The 18177-nt window shown below is 66.4% G+C and carries 22 protein-coding genes; 7 read left to right on the forward strand and 15 right to left on the reverse strand.

Translation table 11 applies throughout. The features are described 5' to 3' along the window. Window positions 1-22: 22 nt before the first annotated feature. The 3 genes from AAIO73_RS15195 to AAIO73_RS15205 all read left to right on the forward strand — a co-directional run bounded on the left by AAIO73_RS15195 (window position 23) and on the right by AAIO73_RS15205 (window position 1992). Window positions 23-547, forward strand: a complete 525-nt coding sequence (locus AAIO73_RS15195; protein ID WP_345879038.1) for a superoxide dismutase family protein — start codon at window positions 23-25, stop codon at window positions 545-547. Window positions 548-582: 35 nt separating this feature from the next. Then, window positions 583-1659, forward strand: coding sequence for a lactonase family protein (locus AAIO73_RS15200; RefSeq protein ID WP_345879039.1), 1077 nt, complete (start codon window positions 583-585; stop codon window positions 1657-1659). 72 nt (window positions 1660-1731) lie between these two features. Then, window positions 1732-1992 carry a hypothetical protein gene (locus tag AAIO73_RS15205; RefSeq protein ID WP_345879040.1) on the forward strand — a complete coding sequence of 87 codons (261 nt, stop codon included), beginning with the start codon at window positions 1732-1734 and terminating at the stop codon, window positions 1990-1992. A 3-nt stretch (window positions 1993-1995) separates the two neighbouring features. Here the strand turns inward: AAIO73_RS15205 and AAIO73_RS15210 are convergent, their stop codons facing one another. From AAIO73_RS15210 to AAIO73_RS15230, 5 genes are all read right to left on the reverse strand, one after another. After that, on the reverse strand, window positions 1996-2592 hold the full coding sequence (locus AAIO73_RS15210) for a 5'-methylthioadenosine/S-adenosylhomocysteine nucleosidase (RefSeq protein WP_526023812.1): 597 nt from the start codon (window positions 2590-2592) through the stop codon (window positions 1996-1998). Continuing rightward, window positions 2507-3103, reverse strand: coding sequence for a hypothetical protein (locus AAIO73_RS15215; protein ID WP_345879042.1), 597 nt, complete (start codon window positions 3101-3103; stop codon window positions 2507-2509). Before AAIO73_RS15215 ends, AAIO73_RS15210 begins: the two co-directional genes overlap by 86 nt. Before the next feature lie 76 nt (window positions 3104-3179). Continuing rightward, window positions 3180-3581, reverse strand: coding sequence for a type II toxin-antitoxin system VapC family toxin (locus AAIO73_RS15220; protein ID WP_345879043.1), 402 nt, complete (start codon window positions 3579-3581; stop codon window positions 3180-3182). Next, a complete protein-coding gene (locus AAIO73_RS15225) occupies window positions 3578-3949 on the reverse strand; it encodes a hypothetical protein (RefSeq protein ID WP_345879044.1) in 372 nt (123 codons plus the stop codon). The genes AAIO73_RS15220 and AAIO73_RS15225 overlap by 4 nt, the downstream gene beginning before the upstream one ends. Next, window positions 3942-4337, reverse strand: a complete 396-nt coding sequence (locus tag AAIO73_RS15230; RefSeq protein ID WP_345879045.1) for a hypothetical protein — start codon at window positions 4335-4337, stop codon at window positions 3942-3944. Before AAIO73_RS15230 ends, AAIO73_RS15225 begins: the two co-directional genes overlap by 8 nt. 291 nt (window positions 4338-4628) lie before the next feature. Here AAIO73_RS15230 and acnA point away from each other — a divergent pair, with 291 nt between their 5' ends. Both acnA and AAIO73_RS15240 read left to right on the forward strand, forming a co-directional pair. Continuing rightward, entirely contained in the window at window positions 4629-7304 is a 2676-nt protein-coding gene (gene acnA, locus AAIO73_RS15235; protein ID WP_345879046.1) for an aconitate hydratase AcnA, read from the forward strand. Between the two features lie 73 nt (window positions 7305-7377). Further along, window positions 7378-8382, forward strand: coding sequence for a glycosyltransferase (locus tag AAIO73_RS15240; protein ID WP_345879047.1), 1005 nt, complete (start codon window positions 7378-7380; stop codon window positions 8380-8382). Between the two features lie 198 nt (window positions 8383-8580). Here the strand turns inward: AAIO73_RS15240 and AAIO73_RS15245 are convergent, their stop codons facing one another. The 3 genes from AAIO73_RS15245 to AAIO73_RS15255 are packed head-to-tail and all read right to left on the reverse strand — an operon-like array spanning window position 8581 to window position 10454. Then, entirely contained in the window at window positions 8581-9327 is a 747-nt protein-coding gene (locus tag AAIO73_RS15245) for an HAD-IIB family hydrolase (protein WP_345879048.1), read from the reverse strand. A gap of 55 nt (window positions 9328-9382) precedes the next feature. Continuing rightward, entirely contained in the window at window positions 9383-9763 is a 381-nt protein-coding gene (locus AAIO73_RS15250; protein WP_345879049.1) for a hypothetical protein, read from the reverse strand. Beyond that, window positions 9756-10454 carry an EI24 domain-containing protein gene (locus AAIO73_RS15255; RefSeq protein WP_345879050.1) on the reverse strand — a complete coding sequence of 233 codons (699 nt, stop codon included), beginning with the start codon at window positions 10452-10454 and terminating at the stop codon, window positions 9756-9758. Before AAIO73_RS15255 ends, AAIO73_RS15250 begins: the two co-directional genes overlap by 8 nt. A gap of 125 nt (window positions 10455-10579) precedes the next feature. On the opposite strand from AAIO73_RS15255, the gene AAIO73_RS15260 reads away from it, so the two are divergent. Next, the gene (locus AAIO73_RS15260) at window positions 10580-11578 is read left to right on the forward strand and encodes an adenosine kinase (RefSeq protein WP_345879051.1); all 999 of its coding nucleotides are present in this window, start codon (window positions 10580-10582) and stop codon (window positions 11576-11578) included. A 78-nt stretch (window positions 11579-11656) separates the two neighbouring features. Here AAIO73_RS15260 and AAIO73_RS15265 read toward each other — a convergent pair whose 3' ends face one another. The 4 genes from AAIO73_RS15265 to AAIO73_RS15280 all read right to left on the reverse strand — a co-directional run bounded on the left by AAIO73_RS15265 (window position 11657) and on the right by AAIO73_RS15280 (window position 14172). Next, a complete protein-coding gene (locus AAIO73_RS15265; RefSeq protein WP_345879052.1) occupies window positions 11657-13213 on the reverse strand; it encodes an amino acid permease in 1557 nt (518 codons plus the stop codon). 111 nt (window positions 13214-13324) lie between these two features. Beyond that, window positions 13325-13702: a histidine triad nucleotide-binding protein gene (locus tag AAIO73_RS15270; protein ID WP_345879053.1), complete on the reverse strand. Its 378-nt coding sequence runs from the start codon at window positions 13700-13702 to the stop codon at window positions 13325-13327. Window positions 13703-13706: 4 nt separating this feature from the next. Further along, window positions 13707-14024 carry a phosphoribosyl-ATP diphosphatase gene (locus AAIO73_RS15275; protein WP_345879054.1) on the reverse strand — a complete coding sequence of 106 codons (318 nt, stop codon included), beginning with the start codon at window positions 14022-14024 and terminating at the stop codon, window positions 13707-13709. A gap of 1 nt (window position 14025) precedes the next feature. Further along, window positions 14026-14172 (reverse strand): hypothetical protein, encoded by a 147-nt coding sequence (locus tag AAIO73_RS15280; RefSeq protein ID WP_242118080.1) that lies wholly within the window; start codon window positions 14170-14172, stop codon window positions 14026-14028. A gap of 171 nt (window positions 14173-14343) precedes the next feature. Here AAIO73_RS15280 and AAIO73_RS15285 point away from each other — a divergent pair, with 171 nt between their 5' ends. Further along, window positions 14344-15105 (forward strand): peptidase, encoded by a 762-nt coding sequence (locus AAIO73_RS15285; RefSeq protein WP_345879055.1) that lies wholly within the window; start codon window positions 14344-14346, stop codon window positions 15103-15105. Between the two features lie 172 nt (window positions 15106-15277). Here the strand turns inward: AAIO73_RS15285 and AAIO73_RS15290 are convergent, their stop codons facing one another. From AAIO73_RS15290 to ychF, 3 genes are read right to left on the reverse strand one after another with little or no spacing between them, the layout of a single operon-like run. Beyond that, window positions 15278-15724 (reverse strand): MaoC family dehydratase, encoded by a 447-nt coding sequence (locus tag AAIO73_RS15290; RefSeq protein ID WP_345879056.1) that lies wholly within the window; start codon window positions 15722-15724, stop codon window positions 15278-15280. A gap of 38 nt (window positions 15725-15762) precedes the next feature. Continuing rightward, window positions 15763-17025: an alkaline phosphatase family protein gene (locus tag AAIO73_RS15295; protein ID WP_345879057.1), complete on the reverse strand. Its 1263-nt coding sequence runs from the start codon at window positions 17023-17025 to the stop codon at window positions 15763-15765. Between the two features lie 45 nt (window positions 17026-17070). Beyond that, window positions 17071-18171, reverse strand: a complete 1101-nt coding sequence (ychF, locus tag AAIO73_RS15300) for a redox-regulated ATPase YchF (RefSeq protein ID WP_345879058.1) — start codon at window positions 18169-18171, stop codon at window positions 17071-17073. Between the last annotated feature and the right edge of the window lie 6 nt (window positions 18172-18177).

Below are 18177 nucleotides of genomic sequence, written 5' to 3' on the forward strand. Positions count from 1 at the left end.
CAGATCAAAGGGGACTGCGACCATGCTGCGTGCCACCATCCTGACCGCCCTTGCCGCCACCGCGCTCGCCGGCTGCACCACCACCACCGGAGCCGGCGCCACCGCCGGCCGCAGCGCCACCGCACCGCTGCGCACCGCGACCGGGGCCGATGTCGGCACCGTCACCGCCACCGAAATGAATGGGGGCATCCAGATCCGCATCGATGCGCGCGGCATGCCCGTCGGCATCCACGGCGCGCATGTCCACACCACCGGCCGCTGCGACGCGCCCGATTTCACCACCGCCGGCGGCCACTGGAACCCGACCTCGAAGCAGCACGGCACCAGCAATCCGGCAGGCCCCCATGCCGGCGACGCACCCAATCTGACCATCGGCGCCGATGGCACCGGATCGGTCACGATCACGCTGCCCGCCGGCACGATCGACGGAATGCTCGACGCCGATGGTTCGGCCTTCGTCATCCATGCCAATGCCGATGACTATAAGACCGACCCGTCGGGCAATTCGGGCGGGCGCATCGCCTGCGGCGTGTTCACCGCCGCCTGATTGCGCGCACGACCGGCCAAGGGCATAGCGTCGGGATGACCACCCGACGCACGCTCCTGGCCGGCATGGCCGCCACCGCCACGCTCGCCGCCATTCCCGCCCGGGCCCAGCGCGGCGGGATGGATTTGATCGCGGGCACCTATGCCCGGCCGGGCGGGCAGGGGCTCTACAAGCTGCCCGCGCGCGGTCGCGGCTGGAGCGTCGGCGCCGCCGACCCCGCGCTCAAGGACATTTCGTTCGGGGTCAGCCGGGGAACGATGCGCTATCTGGTCCGCGAATCGGCGGCCGGCCGGCTGCTCGCCACCGATCGCGACGGTCGCATCCTTGCCGATCTGCCGAGCGGCGGCGACGATCCCTGCCATGTCGCACTCAACCATCGCGGTAACCTGCTGGCCGTCGCCAACTATTCTTCCGGAACCGTCGCGCTCTATCCGCTCGCCGCCGGCCTGCCCCAGCCGCCGATCGTCCGCCAGCACAAAGGTACCGGCCCCAACAAGGATCGACAGGGCGCCCCCCACGCGCATTGGGTCGGCTTCACCCCGAATGATCGCTTCTGCCATTCGGTCGACCTCGGTGCCGACACGATCTTCGCCTATCCGCTAGAAAGCGGCGAGATCGGCGATCCGGTCGTCGCGTGGCGCGCCCCCGCCGGGGCCGGCCCGCGCCACATGGCCTATCACCCGACGCTGCCGATCGGTTACGTCGTCACCGAACTCGCCAACACGCTGGTCACGCTCGACGCACAGGCCGATGGCAGCTTCACCACCCGCGCCACCACCTCGCTGCTCCCGCCCGGCTGGGAAGGTCAGTCGCAGGCCGCGCATATCGCGATCGACAGCGCCGGCCGCCGCCTCTACGCCTCGAACCGCGGTCACAACAGCATCGCCATGTTCGACCTTGCCGAAGACGGCACCGCGACGCTCGCCCAGCATATCGACTGCGGCGGCAACTGGCCGCGCTTCTTCCTGCTGATCGAGGATAGCGGCCAGTTGCTGGTCGCCAACGAACGCAGCGGCGACGTGGCGGTGTTCACCGTCACCGTCGACGGCCCAATGCGCCCGACCGCGGCACGGCTGAAGGTGCCAGGCGTGGTGTTCCTAGACCGGGCGTAGGTTGCCGCCGCACGCAAACATGTTTTGAAACAGCGGCTTGCTGGTAACCGTCCGACGTCTCACCATGCGACCATGGCGATCGAAGGTCACGACGGTTACGAAGGGGCGTCGCAGCGGACGCGGTGGGGGTGCTTCGCTGCCTTCTTTGTCGGCACCCCCGTATTCACCTTTCTGTTGTTCGTCGATGCCCTCGGCGACTGCATGCCGGGCAGCGGGTGCAGCCATGGTTTTCTGAGCCAAGTGCTCGTTCCCGGCACGATTGTCGCGCTGGTCGCATTCTTTGCCGCCCGCGCCGCGATCGGGCGGCGGCAACGGCGCAACGACCGACGATAGCCGCTACCCCAACCGATCCACCGCCACCGCCAGCCGTTCGTCGAGCACCCCCAGCATCGCCGTCCACCCGCCCAGCGCCTCCAGCTCGCCCGGCCCATCGGACACGCCGCGCAGCCCCATCACCGGCACCCCGAAACGCTGGCACGCGCGCAGCACCGCGAACGTCTCCATGTCGACCATATCCGCGTCGATCGCATCATAATCGCTGCCGCCGATGATATTCGCCCCCGTCGACAGCCGCGCCACCGGCCAGTCGAGCGGCGTCGCCAGTGGCATCTCGGCGGGATGATCCGAAAACGGCGTCACGCCCTTCGCCACCCCGATCCGCGTCGCATCCATGTCGCGCCACGACACGCTGGCAACCTGCCAGATCGACCCTAGCGGCAGCCGCCGCGACCCCGCCGATCCGATCGACACGACCAGCTCGGGCAACTCCGCCATTCCCGCCAGCGCCTGCGTGGTCCCGATCGCCGCCTCGACCGGCCCGACCCCGGTGATGAGCGGCACGAAGCGTTCAGCCAGACAGGGTCCATATTCGTGGTCCGTGGCCATGACGAACGCGACCCGCCGCCCCCCGATCCGCGTCACCTGCATCGCCATTCCCCTGCTGTTCCGCGCCGCTGGTGGCGGCAGGGGCGGGCGCAGGCAAGGCTTTCCGTACGGCTTCGGCCTCCATCCGACGTCTCGCTGCCTTGATGTTGGCAATCAACATGGCGTCGGTTTCCGCCTGTGTCGCCATATGCGCGATAACCGGCTCCCCGTCGTCCCGCCGCCCATCGCCGATGCCGCGCGTCACCAGTAACCGCAACAGGCTGTCCGAATAGCGCCGCCGATGCCCGACGATCTTGCCGCCATGCCACACCGGCTCCTCCCATCCCAGCACGGCGCGTTCATATGCCGCCTGTTCGATCGTCGGCGCGACCTTGGCCAGCGCCCGCCGCCACGCCCGGTCGAACGTCACCGACCGGTCGCGCATCCGATAGGCAGAGGTGGTGGAAATCTGCGCCCGCGCACAGGCATCGCGCACCGACCCCGTCTCGCTCAACGCCCGCAGGAACGCCCGCTGCCGCTGCGGCGTCCACCCGTCATGCCGCACCCGATATGTCGCCATCGCCCGTCCCTTTCGATTAGGGCTGGAACGTTAAGGGAACAGATGGGCTGTAGGAAAGCGGTTCGTCGTTCCGCCGCTATCGGCGACGCTGGTGCAGGCGAATGTCCGGTGAATAGGCGGCGACCTTCGTGTCCGAGGTGACGAGGGTGATACCATCGACCAGCGCCTGCGCGACCAGGATGCGGTCGAACGGGTCGCCATGGATCGGATCGAGCCACCGGACCCGTTCCGCATGGCGGCCATGGATCGGCAATTCGATATAGCCCGCCGCGATTAGCCCCGCATGCAGGTCGGCAGGTTCGATCAGAAAGTCCGGCCGTTGCTGCCGGCATTTGATCGCGACTTCCCAAATGCTGGCGGCGCTGAAATAAATCGTCTGCGCGGGGTCTTCGACCAGAGCCTTTACCGCAACTGGCAGCGAAGGTGATTCCTCCGCTACCCACAGCAGTAGATGCGTGTCGAGCAGAACCGGGGTCACCCCTCGAACATCGCCTGGATTTCGTCCTGGAACATCGTGTCGAAATCGTCAGGGACGCTGATCACGCCCTTCAGGAACCCGATGCGCGGAACAGGGCCTCCGTCAGGCAGCGACCCGATACGATATTGGCGACGCGGTTTTTCCATAGCATCGTCCTGCCGCATCGTCCGCTTAGGCGTCCACGCCCCCAGATAATGCCGCCGGTTTCGAAGCGGAGATATGTCCAGCCGGACGACGACATCTTCCCGCTCGCGCGAATTGTCGTCTTCATCGAACCATCGAGCGATCGGTTCGAATGGTTCGTGGACGGGGGAGGCGCCGTGGACGTAGCTGTATTGGAGATGCTGCACGATGGCTAGTTCACCCATCGTGATTCTCCTGCTCCGACTTCGCTATCCGTTCTTCGACTGCGGATCGAACGATCGCGAAGTTCTTTTCCAGCACCTCGGTCGACAGGGCTAGGGATGCCAGTTCGAGGAGGATGTCCATCGCCAATGCATTCGCGGCGTCGGGGGTCATCCGCACCGATGCGAGTTCCTCGATCACCCGGCGCCGGCCGACCCGGCTGGGCTGCGGATTGTCGTCATCCCATATGACACCGGAGGGGCGGATGCTGTCGATCAGTAAACTGATCGACACGGCGTCGTGAATGCGTTCGACGATCGCCGTATCAGCAGACAGGTACTGAAACGACGATCCCCGTTCGACGTCGCGCCGTAAGGCTGTATCCAGCGGCGCTTCGGTAGCTTCGGTCATCGTCGTGCGTTCCTGCATTGTCCAGCCAAAGGGCTACCGGGATATGGGGGGGCGTTCAAGCATTCGCACCATCCGGACGTCCGATGTAGATATTGCTATTGCAAATCTAATTCATTTACGCTTTGCTTTGATATGGGGTTCATGCGTCCCGAACGCCGATTCACCCACTTCCCCCCGCTTTATACGGTTGCTAAGGGCCACCGGTACAGCTCGATAACCTCCCGCGGCGGCATGCACGTCGACGGCCCCCGGCCGATCGATCCCGCCCGCGACCAACTGGGAAGGATCCGCATGACCGCTATCGGCCAGGACACGCTCGGCACCCGCGACACGCTCGATGTCGGCGGCAAGACCTATTCTTACTATTCGCTGGCAAAGGCGTCGGCAAAGCTCGGCGACGTGTCGCGGCTGCCCTTCTCGATGAAGGTGCTGCTGGAGAACATGCTCCGCTTCGAAGACGGCGTGACCGTCACGCCCGAGGACGCGCAGGCGATCGTCGATTGGCAGAAGGACGCCCGCTCGGACCGCGAGATCCAGTATCGCCCGGCGCGCGTGCTGATGCAGGACTTCACCGGCGTTCCCTGCGTCGTCGATCTGGCGGCGATGCGCGATGCGATTACCAAGCTCGGCGGCGACGCGGGCAAGATCAACCCGCAGGTTCCCGTCCACCTCGTCATTGACCACTCGGTCATGGTCGACGAATTCGGCACGCCGACCGCCGCCGAGGAAAATGTCGAGCTGGAATATCAGCGCAACATCGAACGCTATGAGTTTCTCAAGTGGGGTTCGAAGGCGCTCGACAATTTCTCGGTCGTTCCCCCTGGCACCGGCATTTGCCACCAGGTGAACCTCGAATATGTCGCGCAGGCCGTATGGTCGTCGGAATCGACCGACGGTTCGGGCACGATCGCCTATCCCGATACGCTGGTCGGTACCGACAGCCACACGACGATGGTCAACGGCCTCGGCGTGCTCGGCTGGGGCGTGGGCGGCATCGAGGCGGAAGCGGCGATGCTCGGCCAGCCGGTGTCGATGCTCATCCCCGAAGTCGTCGGCTTCAAGCTGACCGGCAAGCTGCAGGAAGGCATCACCGCCACCGACCTCGTGCTCACCGTCACGCAGATGCTGCGCGCCAAGGGCGTGGTCGGCCGCTTCGTCGAATTCTATGGTCCGGGCCTGTCGTCGATGACGCTCGCCGACCGCGCGACGATCGCCAACATGGCGCCCGAATATGGCGCGACCTGTGGCTTCTTCCCGATCGACGACAAGACGATCGACTATATGCGCCTGACTGCGCGTCCGGCCGAGGTGATCGCGCTGATCGAAGCCTATGCCAAGGCGAACGGCTTCTGGCGTGACGAAAACGCCGTCGACCCGATCTTCACCGACACGCTCGAACTCGACATGTCGACCGTCGTGCCGTCGCTCGCCGGGCCGAAGCGTCCGCAGGACCGCGTCGAACTGCCGAGCGTCGACGACGTGTTCAACGGCGACCTGACCAAGGTCTACAAGAAGGACGCGCCGAAGCGCGTCGCGGTCGAGGGTGAGAATCACGACATTGGCGACGGCGACGTCGTCATCGCCGCGATCACCAGCTGCACCAACACCTCGAACCCGTCGGTGCTGGTCGCCGCCGGCCTCGTCGCGCGCAAGGCGAACAAGCTCGGCCTCAAGCCCAAGCCGTGGGTCAAGACCTCGCTGGCGCCCGGTTCGCAGGTCGTCACCGACTATCTCGACAAGGCGGGTCTGACCCAGGATCTCGACGCGGTCGGCTTCAACCTCGTCGGCTATGGTTGCACCACCTGCATCGGCAATTCGGGTCCGCTGGCGGCACCGATTTCGGCGGCGATCAACGGCAACGACATCGTCGCCGCCTCGGTCCTGTCGGGCAACCGCAATTTCGAAGGCCGCGTGTCGGCCGACGTCCGCGCCAACTTCCTCGCCTCGCCGCCGCTCGTCGTCGCCTATGCGCTGAAGGGCACCGTGACCGAGGATATGGTGACGACCCCGATCGGGCAGGGCGCGGACGGGCAGGACGTCTATCTGAAGGACATCTGGCCGTCGAACGAGGAGGTCGCCGACCTCATGGCCGCCAACATCGACGACGGCATGTTCCGTTCGCGCTATGGCAACGTCTATGCCGGCGACAAGCACTGGGCCGGCATCTCGGTCGAAGGGTCGGACACCTACAAGTGGCCGACGTCGAGCACCTACATCGCCAATCCGCCCTATTTCGAAGGGCTTACGATGACGCCGAACCCGACGTCAGACATCATCGAGGCCAAGCCGCTGGCGATCCTCGGCGACTCGATCACCACCGACCACATCTCGCCGGCCGGTTCGATCAAGGCGGACAGCCCGGCCGGAACTTTCCTGCAAGAACATCAGGTTAGCCGCCGCGACTTCAACAGCTACGGCGCCCGCCGCGGCAACCACGATGTCATGATGCGTGGCACCTTCGCCAACATCCGCATCAAGAACGAAATGGTCCCCGGCGTCGAAGGCGGCATGAGCCGCTACGACGGCGAAGTCATGCCGATCTACGACGCCGCCATGCGCCACAAGGCCGACGGCACGCCGCTGGTCGTCATCGCCGGCAAGGAATATGGCACCGGCTCGTCGCGCGACTGGGCGGCGAAGGGTACCAACCTGCTCGGCGTTCGCGCAGTCATCACCGAAAGCTTCGAGCGTATCCACCGTTCGAACCTTGTCGGCATGGGCGTGCTGCCGCTGCAATTCGCCGAAGGCGTGACCCGTCAGACCCTTGGCCTGACCGGCGACGAAACCTTCACGATCCATGGCGTCGCGAACCTGCGCCCGCGTCAGGACGTCGAGGTCATCATGGTCCGCGCCGACGGCACGACCGAAACCTTCCTCACCAAGTGCCGCATCGATACCGTCAACGAACTGGAATATTTCCTGAACGGCGGCATCCTGCAATATGTGCTGCGCAAGCTGGCCGCATAAGCGCCGGTAACTGGCATAGGGCGGGCCGCGTCTCCGACCGGAGACGCGGCCCGTTTCGTTTGGGGAAGCGGCCATGGCAGGCATCACGATCATCACGGTGTTCCATAACCGCGCCCACCGGGTGCGCCCGTCGATCGAATCGCTGCTCGCGCAGGATTGCGAAGACGTGCGGATCGTTGCGATCGACGACGGTTCACGCGACGACACGCTGGCCGAACTGCACGCACTGTCGGCGCCGAACCTGACCGTCGTCGCCCAGCCCAACCGAGGCTTCACCGCGACCATGGCGGCGGCGTGTGCGGCGGCTGACACCGATTTCATCGCCGTCCATGGTGCGGGCGACGAGAGCCTGCCCGGCAGACTCCGCGCGCAACGCGACTTCCTGCTCGCCCACCCGGACGTCGTCGCGGTCGGCTGCGCGATCGAGAATGTCGAGGAGGGCGGGAAGGGCTATGTGATCCAGCCTACGCAATCGATCCGCAAGGGGCCGATGATCGCCGGCTTCGGCATCTCGCACGGTGAGGTGATGTTCCGCCGTTCGGCCTATCTGGCGGCGGGCGGCTATCGCCCCATTTTCCGCGTCGCACAGGCCACCGACCTGTTCCGCCGCCTGAGCCGGATCGGCGATTTCGGCTATGTCGACCAGCTATTGTACCGCCGTTTCCTGTTCCGCGACGGCGTCAATGCCTCCGCGGCCAAGTTCGCCGAACACGAACTCTACTCCGCCATCGGCCACGACGCCTTCGTCGATGCGCTGGCGAGCGGCGCGGCGGCCGACGTCATCGACCGGCACGGCGTCCTTGCCCCCTACTACATGCCGCGTTCGAAGAAGATCGCCGGCGGCCTTGCCCGCGCCGCGGTCGTCCACTGGCTGCAGGGCGACGACTGCATCGCCCGACACCTCGCCCGCCGCTCGCTTGCCGAGAAGCCGACGTTGCGCGGCGCGATCGTCGCCGTCCAGTTGCTGCTGTCGACCATCGGCCTGCGCGACGCGATGCAGCGGCTGGCGGTGAAGACCAATCGCGGACGCAACGAATACGCGCTCTCCCGCTTCTACCGCCCGCCCGCCCGGAAATAGCGCATCGTGCAGCCTTCAGGACGCCGCTTTCCTACAGGGAAGGGCTTATCCTATCGTCGACAGCGCTCTTTCACAGGTCCGTTGCAGAACGCGGTCGACAGGGCGAAAGCGTCTCACCGCGCAACGCTGCACGAGTGTGAACTTTGTGAACTTTGGGCCGCGAGACCCGCCCCGCACGCGGCGGGGCAGGGGGCGCGGTTACTTCTGGCAGGCGACGATTGCCTCGATCACCGCCAGCGTCTCCTGCGGGTCGCGGATCTTGACCGTGTCCATGCCCGCCGCCTTCGGCGCATAATCATTGCCGCCGGGGAAGATCGCGTCGCCGATGAACAGCATGTCGTCGGTGGCGATGCCGCTGATATCAGCCAGCTTGGCGAGGCCGGTCGCCTTGTCGACGCCTTCCTTGGTAATGTCGATCGACGTGGCGCCGCCCATGTTGATCGATAGTCCGGGCAGGCGCTGTTTCAGATCGGCCTGGATGATCTTGCGCTTCTCGAACTTGGGGTCCCAATGTTCCTTGGCATCGATCGGTGCCTGCTGGCCCAGTGCCGAGAAGGTGATCTGGCTGCCGCGATCCTCGATCCGCTCGCCCCAGGTCTGTTCGGGGACGAAGCCGGTCGCTTCCAGCGCGGCGTCGAACGCCTCGAGGATCTTCGCCTTGGTCGCATCGTCGAACAGGTCGGCATAGACCGTGTTCCAGCGGCCATCGCCATGGGTGTAGAGCTTGGTGCCGCTGGTCGGCATCATCCACAACCGGCTGAGATCGGCGCGTTCGGGTAGGCGGCTGGCGACCTGCTTTTCGAACTGCGGCCAGTCTCCGCCGGAGATGATCGCGACATGCGCGACGCCCAGCAGGTCGGCGAGCGCTTCGCCCATCGCCTCGGTCAGTTGCTGTTTGCTTTCGGCCAGGGTTCCGTCGAGGTCGAAGGCTACGAGTTGCTTCATTAGTTCACTCCGGCATGGGGTGGGCGGCGGCGGTGCCGTCGCGGAAGGAAATTGGTCAGCGGCCACCCTCGCGGCGGGTCAGCGCGGCGACGCAGCTTGCCCGGTCGATCGGTGCGCCGTTGCGCTGGCGCGAATCGATATGGCGGACCACGGGCACACCCCCGTCCTGCGGCGGGTAGAGATAGGCGTCGAGCACGCAGATGTTCGACCCGAATTGCAGCTTGCGACCCGCCCCTTCGGTCAAGTCGAGCTGCGGCTGGCCGAACAGGCCGGTCAGTGCATTGGCGTTCTGCCCCAGCACCCGTTCGAGGCCGACGGTGCCATAGGTCGGTTTGGGCGGGACGGGCAGGGCGTTCTGGCGGACGACTGGCGCGGTCGACCCGGCACAAGCCGACAGGGTCAGCCCTGCGGCGACCGCGATGAAACCGCTACGCATGTCCGTCCCCCCTCGGGCGCCGCCGCTGGAACCGATGCGTCGCCATCGCCGCGCCGATCAGGGGCGCAACGAAATTCACAAACGGCACAAGCAGCAATCCGGTTCCGGCCAGCCCCAGCACGAAGCGCCGCCCGCCCGTGGCGGACCGTTCGGCGCGCATCGCCGCGGGCGGCAGGTGCCGGGCGGCGACCATGTCCGACAGGTCGCGTCCAAGCAGCCAGCCATTGACGACGAAGAACACCGCCGCCGTCCCGATCCCGGTCGCCAGCAGTACGAGGTAGAGCGGCAGGAAGAACAGATTGACCGCCAATGCGCGCAACGCCGACGTCGCGCTCATGCGCAACGACCGGCCGATCGGCACCGGTCGTGCGGTGGCGAGGGCGGCCGGATAATGTTTCGCCTCGACCGCTTCGACCACTTCGTCGGCGAACAGGCCGATGACCGCGATCGCGACGATGCGGAACAACAGCCATGCGATGCCGATCGCGGCGATCGCCGCGGCCACCGCCGCCAGCGTACCGGCATCGTCGCCCAGCAGCAGGAAGTCGGCGGTCAGCCAATGCGCCCCCCACGCAAGCGCCGCGCCGAGGGCGGCGAGCAGCAACAGCGTCAGCGCCACCGATTTGGCGAGCACGCGCAGGAATGCACGGTCGCCAAGCTGGCCGACGGACAGGAGGAAGCTCTCGATCATCGTCCGCGACGATGCGGGGCGCGCCGCCCGCCGTCAACGCCTTGCCTGCCCCCGCGCCGCTGGCTAACGCCGCTGGCAACGTCCGCGCCTATGCTGGCGGCGGACCGATTGTTCGGAGACCTTATTTGACCCAACCCACGCTCGACGTCGTCGCGATCGGCAACGCCATTGTCGATATTCTCGCGCAGTCCGACGACGCCTTTCTGGCCAGCGAAGGCATGACCAAGGGGTCGATGCAGCTCGTCTTCTCCCCCGCCGATGCCGATGCGCTCTATGCGAAAATGGGTCCGGGCCGCGAAGTGTCGGGCGGGTCGGCGGCCAACACCGTTGCGGGCATCGCCGCGCTGGGCGGCAAGACCGGCTTTATCGGGCAGGTCGCCGACGATCAGCTCGGCGCGGTGTTCGCGCACGACATCCGTGCGGCGGGCGTCCGCTTCGACACCGCGGCCCGCGCGGGCGAGCCGACCACCGCGCGCTGCCTGATCTTCGTCACGCCCGATGGGCAGCGGACGATGAACACCTTTCTCGGCGCGTCGCAGTTCCTGCCCGAAGCGGCGCTGGATGCCGATCTGATCGCCAGCGGCGCGATCCTGTATTTGGAAGGCTATCTGTGGGATCCGGAGGAGCCGCGCGCCGCGATGCGTGCCGGCATCCGCATCGCCCGCGACGCGGGGCGCAAGGTCGCCTTCACCCTGTCGGACACCTTCTGCATCTCGCGCCATGGCGACGACTTCCGCGCGCTGATCGCCGAGGGGCAGGTCGACATCCTGTTCGCCAACGAAAGCGAGTTGTTGGCACTGGCGCAGATCGAGGATTTCGACGCGGCGGTCGACCAGGTCAGCGCGCAGGTGCCGGTGCTGGTCGTGACCCGCGGCGAACAGGGCGCCATCGCCGTGACCGGGGGTGAGCGCACCAGCGTGCCCGCCCAACCGATCGAGCGTGTCGTCGACACGACCGGCGCGGGCGACCTGTTCGCCGCCGGCTTCCTGCACGGCCAGTCGCACGGCTATGACATCGAACGCTCGCTGAAGCTCGGCGCGCTGTGCGCTGCCGAGATCATCTCCCACTATGGCGCACGGCCGGAAGTCGACCTGACCAAGCTGATGGTCGAGAAGCTTGGCTGAACGCCGCGGATACCGCATAACGAGAAGGGGCCCGGAAGCTGACTTCCGGGCCCCTTTTTTTGGTCCATCGTCGGAGCGTTACGCCGCCGGCGTCTGGTCCGGATGGTTGTCGAGGTCGGTGACGGTGACGATACCGCGGCCGAGATGGCTGTTGCGGTAGCTATAGGCGTAATAGATCACCACGCCGATCAGGCCCCATGCCGGCAGCACCAGCATCGCTTCGAACGGCAGGTTGACGAACAGGAAGATGCAGCCTGCGATCGTAAGCGGTCCGACCAGCCAGAGCAGCGGCGTCTTGAACTTGCGTTCGCGGTTCGGCTCGGTCCGCCGCAGCATCATCACCGCGATCGCGACCATCATGAACGCGTACAGCGTGCCGGCATTGGCGATATCGGCGAGCTTGCCGACCGGCAGGAACGCTGCCGACAGCGCGACAACCGCACCGGTGATCAGCGTGACGACGTAGGGCGTCTTGTACTTGGGGTGGATCTTCGACAGCCCCTCGGGCAGCAGCCCGTCGCGCGACATCACGAAGAAGATGCGCGTCTGACCAAAGATCAGGATCAGGATGACCGACGGCAGCGCGACGAAAGCGGCGATGCCCAGCATGTTGCCGATCGTGCTGAACCCGATCGCGCGCAACACATGCGCCAATGCTTCCTTCGAACAGACCAGCGCATCAGCATATTGCGGCAGCGCGCACTGACGCGCCAATTCTTCCGAACCGGCAGGGAAAGGGATGCCGTTCGGTCCCATGATCGGCGTGCCGCCGATCGTACCGATCGCGCCGGCGGCGACGAGGATGTAGAAGACGGTGCAGAACAGCAGCGATCCGATCAGGCCGATCGGTACGTTCCGTTGCGGGTTCTTGGTTTCTTCGGCGGCGGTCGAAACTGCGTCGAAGCCCACATAGGCGAAGAAGATCGTCGCCGCGGCGCCCACTGCGCCGATGCCGGTGCCGAATCCGCCGAATACCCCGGCCGGCAGGAACGGGTTGAACCGGGCCATTTCGACCCGCGGCAGCGTGAGGATAAGGAACGCCGTCAGCGCGGTAACCTTGATCGCGACCAGGACCGCGTTGAAGCGGGCGCTCTCCTTCGTGCCGACGACCAATAGCCATGTGACGAACCCGGCGATGACCACGGCGGGCAGGTTGATGAAACCACCCGGCGATCCCCCGAACGCCAACGGCCCGGCCGACAGCCAGCTTGGCATCTGCAGGCCCAGAAACTCGCGGATGACCGTCCCCTGAAAATAGTCGGACCAGGTGACCGACACCGCCGATGCGGCCACGGCATATTCGAGGACCAGTGCCCAGCCGACGGTCCAGGCGAGAAATTCGCCCATGACCGAATAGGTATAGGTATAGGCCGATCCCGCGACCGGAATCATGGCTGCGATTTCCGCATAGCATAGAGCGGCAACGATGCAGATCGCCCCGGCAATGGCGAAGGCGAGCATCAGCCCCGGACCCGCCTTCTGCGCGCCCGATGCGGTCAATGCGAAAATGCCGGTGCCGATCACGCACCCGATGCCGAACAAGGTAAGCTGAAACCAGCCTAGGGTCGGCTCCAGCGATTTTGCCTTGGCCGTGGCGAGAATGGCGTCGAGTGGTTTGACGCGCCCGAATATCATGAAGCTATCCCCTGGATGCGCCGCACTTGCACCGGCGGCGCTCTCGTTTGAACGGGGCGATGCTACCCGCAAATCCGGCCCGCGCAATTCCTTTCGTGTAATAAAGCTGTCCTATCGCGAAAGCATCGGTCCGAGCGGCGCTCCGCCGAACAGGTGGACGTGCAGATGCGGCACCTCCTGTCCGCCATGGCCGCCGATATTGGCGAGCAGGCGATATCCCGGTTCGACCAACGCGTTGTCGCGCGCGATCAGTCCGACCGCACGCACGAAACCGGCGATTTCGGCGTCGCTGCCGCGCGCCGAAAAATCGTCCCACGAGACATAGGCGCCCTTGGGAATGACGAGGATATGGACCGGTGCCTGCGGGGCGATGTCGTGGAACGCGAGGGCGAATTCGTCCTCATAGACCCGCTTGGCCGGGATCTCGCCGCGCAGGATGCGGGCAAAGATATTGTCGGGGTCGTAAGCCTGGGTGGCGTCGATCGGCATCGGATCACTCCTCGGGACGGGCGGCCTTTTCGGCGATGCCCGAGCGGCCGTCACGGGCGGTCAGTTCGGCGCGGACATCGTTCAGCGTAATGCCACGATCGGCCAGCAGTACGGTCAGGTGGAACATCAGGTCGGCGGCTTCACCGATCAGACCGCTGCGGTCGTCCTGGCAAGCGGCAATGACGCATTCGACCGCTTCCTCGCCGACTTTCTGCGCGATCTTGGCGGTACCGCGCGCATGAAGCTTCGCGACATAGCTTTGGGTGGGATCGCCGCCGATGCGGCTGGCGATTACCGATTCGAGCCGGTCGAACGCGTCCATGTCAGTCCTTGCGCTTGCGGTTGCGGATCGCGCGCCGGGCCAGCACCACCATGAACACGAACGCGGCAAAGGTCGCGACGTCGGACAGGGCAAAGCCTTCGCGGGGGGGAGCGACACCCGAATGGGCGGCGAGGGCGGCGGTCGGCATGGGCAACGCTCTAGGCGGTTTGGCGGGCGGCGGGCAAGCGGCGCGATCCGCGCCGTACCGGGACGGTCGCGCACAGGAACCGGCTGGATCGGCCGGTCGTTTTCATCGATCATCCATCATCGGGCGCTGCGACCCTTGCCGGGTCGGACGGCGACCTGCGGGAGTAATCGCATGTTTTACCGGCTGCGCGCGATCGTGCTGGCTTTGGCGGCAGGGGCGGGCGTGTCCGCCTGCGCCTATGGCGATTTTGGCTATGGCGGCGTGGGGGTCGGCGTCGGGTCGGGCTATTATGGCGGGGCCGGCTATGGCGGCTATGGCGGCTATTACGACCCGTACACCACCGGCTTCGGCGACCCCTATTGGGGATGGTTCGGTGATTATTATTATCCGGGCACCGGCTATTACGTCTATGACCGCTATCGTCGGCCGTTCCGCTGGAACGATCGCCAGCGCTATTACTGGCAGCAGCGGCGCGGCCAGTGGCGTGGTGGCTGGGGCGACAACCGGCCGCGCTGGGACGGCTGGGACCGACCGGGCTTTGACCGGCGTCCGGGTTTCGAGAATGTGCCGCGCGGGTCCACCCAGTCGCCGCTGCCGGGGCGTCCGGGCGGCTGGCGTGGGCGGAGCGATGCCCTGCCGGGTAATCCGCCGCGCCAGGGGTTCGAACGGCGGGGCTTCCAATATGTCCCCCGCGGCTCGACTCAGTCACCCGTTCCAGGCCGGACCGACGCTGCTCCGGGCGGCGCGACACGCCCGGGATTCGAGCGGCGCCGCGGGTTCGAAAATGTCCCGCGCGGGTCGAGCCAGTCGCCGCGACAGGGGGCAGGGGCGGTGCGTGGCTTCGATCGGCCGGAAGGGGTTCGGCCGGGCGGTGGCCGGTTCCGGGGTGCAGAAGGACGCGGACCGGGTCGGGGCGGACGACGCCCCGATTGAGGCGGCTGTCGCGGGAATCCGAAAGGCTCGGGACCTGGACGAACGGTTGACCTTCCTTGATATCGGAACCGGGTCTAGCCCCTTGCCGTGACTCGGCTAAGGCGGTCGAGAGCCTTCGGCGATAGCGTGGTGGTGGCAGCGCCTGCGGTTCCGGCCCGGCTGGCCGGCGATCCTAACCGGACCGGGTCGCGATCAGCGCCTGCGAAATGAACGTCAGCACCACCTGATCGTCCTGATTGCGCACCGTCACCTGGCTCGCGACGCTGCCCATTTCGGGGCGACTGGTCGAAGGTCGCACCGACAGCACTTCGGTCTCGCACGACAGCGTGTCGCCCGGATAGACCGGTCGCCGCCAGCGCAGTTCGTCGATCCCCGCCGCGCCAAGGCTGGCGACGGGGTGCGTGGTCCAATGCTCGACCAGCATCGCCATCGTCATCGCACAGCTATGCCAGCCGCTCGCCGCCAATCGCCCGAAATGGGTCCGGGCGGCGGCCTCTTCGGACAGGTGGAAGGGTTGCGGATCATATTGCCGGGCGAAGTCGATCACCGCGTCGCGATCGACCAGGTAGGAGCCGAAACGGGCGGTGTCGCCGACGGCAATGTCCTCGAAATAGCGCATCGCACGGATTTCAGGCCGAACCGGCCCGCTGGCAAGCGTTATCGCAGCGCGCGTCCCGCCATATCGTCATCGCCGTCGAGCGAGGGGTCTGCGGGCAGGCCGAGCATCTGGCGCAGCAGGGGATGGATGGCGGTGTTGCGGAACGGCGGCAGCGTCACGCCCGAGCGAAAGGCGGGACCGCCCGCGACGAACAGCGCCTGCATTTCCGGCGCGGCATTGTCATAGCCGTGCGCCCCGCCGGTGACCGGGCGGGTTGGAGCGGTCGGCGCGATCATCCAGCCAATTTCCGCAAGGCACAGGAACGACGGCGCCCGCGGGTTGGTGCCGTAACGAAGCCGCGCCGGGACCTTCGCCTTGGGCCAGCATTGCATATGCTGCCGCGGCTTGGCGAGGGCGGTTGCGAGCGCGGATTGCTGTCCCGGCATCGGCTCGATCGCGGCATAGGGGCCGGTTTCGATCAGGCGGTAGCTGCCGGTGGGCGCGATACGGTCGAACGGGATGACCCGGTCGGTGGCGACCGCAGCCATGCCATGGTCGGCGACGATGACGAGGTTGGCCGGCTGGCCCAGCGCCGCCAGGTCGCGCTGCAACCGGCCGATCGCGGCATCGACGCGGGTCATCGCCGCCAACGTCTCCGGCGCGCCGGGGCCATGGTCGTGGCCGGCGACGTCGACATCGTCGAAATAGACGGTGACGAAGCGCGGGCGGGTCGCCGCCGGACGCCGCAGCCAGTCGATAACGCCATCGACGCGCTGTTCGGCGGTGATCGCCTGATTGAATGCCTGCCAGTCCGATGCGTGACGGCCGCCGGCATAGACGCCGTGATCGGCCTTGCCGGTGCCGCCCCACGCGACCTCGCTGCCCGGCCAGAACAGCGTCGCGCTACGCACCCCGGCTTCCTCGGCGGCGACCCAGATTGGCTTGGCGCTGTTCCACCAGAAAGGGTCGTCGCTCTCCATGGTGAAGACTTCACCGGGGCGGGCGGCGTCCTCCATCTTGTTGCCGACGATGCCCGACTTGTCGGGGCGGACGCCGGTGGCGATCGTCCAGAAATTCGGGAAGGTCTTGGTCGGAAAGCTTGGCTGCATCGACGCCGACACGCCGTCCGCCGCCAGCCGCGACAGGTTGGGCGCGATCGCAGGCGACAGATAGTCGGGACGGGCGCCGTCGACGCCGATCAGGATCGTGACCGGCGCCTTTGCCTCGGCAACCGCTGCGGCCGGCGGCGGAGCGACCGTCTCGCTATGGACGACGCAACCCGACAAGGCAGCGAGTGCGACGAACAGGGTCGGGATACGCATGCCTAGCTCCCTATCGCCCGCGCGTGACGGGAATGTGGCGGGCGATCAGACGTTGAAGCGGAACAGCATCACGTCGCCGTCCTGCACGACATATTCCTTGCCCTCGGCGCGCAGCTTGCCCGCATCGCGCGCACCGCTTTCGCCCTTGCAGGCGATATAGTCGGGATAGGCGATGGTTTCGGCGCGGATGAAGCCGCGTTCGAAATCGCTGTGGATTTCACCCGCCGCCTGCGGCGCCTTGGCCCCGACCGACACGGTCCAGGCGCGCGCTTCCTTCGGGCCGACCGTGAAGAAGGTCAGCAGGTGGAGCAGCGAATAGCCGGCGCGGATGACGCGGGCGAGGCCGGTTTCCTCGAGGCCAAGATCTGACAGGAATTCGGCGCGGTCGGCGGGGTCCATGGTGGCGATATCGGCCTCGATCGCGGCAGAGACGACGACCGCCTCGGCCCCTTCCGCCTTGGCCTTGGCAAAGACCTTGGCCGACAGTTCGTTGCCTTCGGCGGCGTCTTCCTCGTTGACGTTGCAGACGTACAGGACCGGCTTGGCGGTCAGCAGTTGCGCCTGCGCGAACAGCCGCTCCTCTTCCTCGTCCTTGATCTCGGTCAGGCGGGCTGGCTTGCCTTCGCGCAGCAGGTCGAGCGCGCGGCCGAGGACGGCGGCGGCGACCTTCGCCTCCTTGTCGCCCTGCTGGCCCTTCTTGGTCAGGTTCGGCACGCGCTTTTCGAGGCTTTCGAGGTCGGAGAGCATCAGCTCGGTCTCGACCGTGTCGGCATCGGCGATCGGATCGACCCGGTCGTCGACATGCTGGATGTCGTCATTTTCGAAGCAACGCAAAACGTGGACGATCGCGTCCACTTCGCGGATATTGCCGAGGAACTGGTTGCCCAACCCTTCACCCTTCGACGCGCCGCGCACCAGGCCGGCGATATCGACGAACGCCAGCTGCGTCTCGATCTTCTTGGTCGAACCGGCGATTTCGGCCAATTGGTCTAGGCGCGGGTCGGGGACGGCGACGTTGCCGACGTTCGGCTCGATCGTGCAGAAGGGATAATTGGCCGCCTGCGCCGCCTGTGTCTGCGTCAGTGCGTTGAACAGGGTGGACTTGCCGACATTCGGCAGGCCGACGATACCGCAGCGAAAACCCACTTGGCG

Source organism: Sphingomonas epibiotica, assembly GCF_039615155.1.
Lineage (GTDB): Bacteria > Pseudomonadota > Alphaproteobacteria > Sphingomonadales > Sphingomonadaceae > Sphingomonas.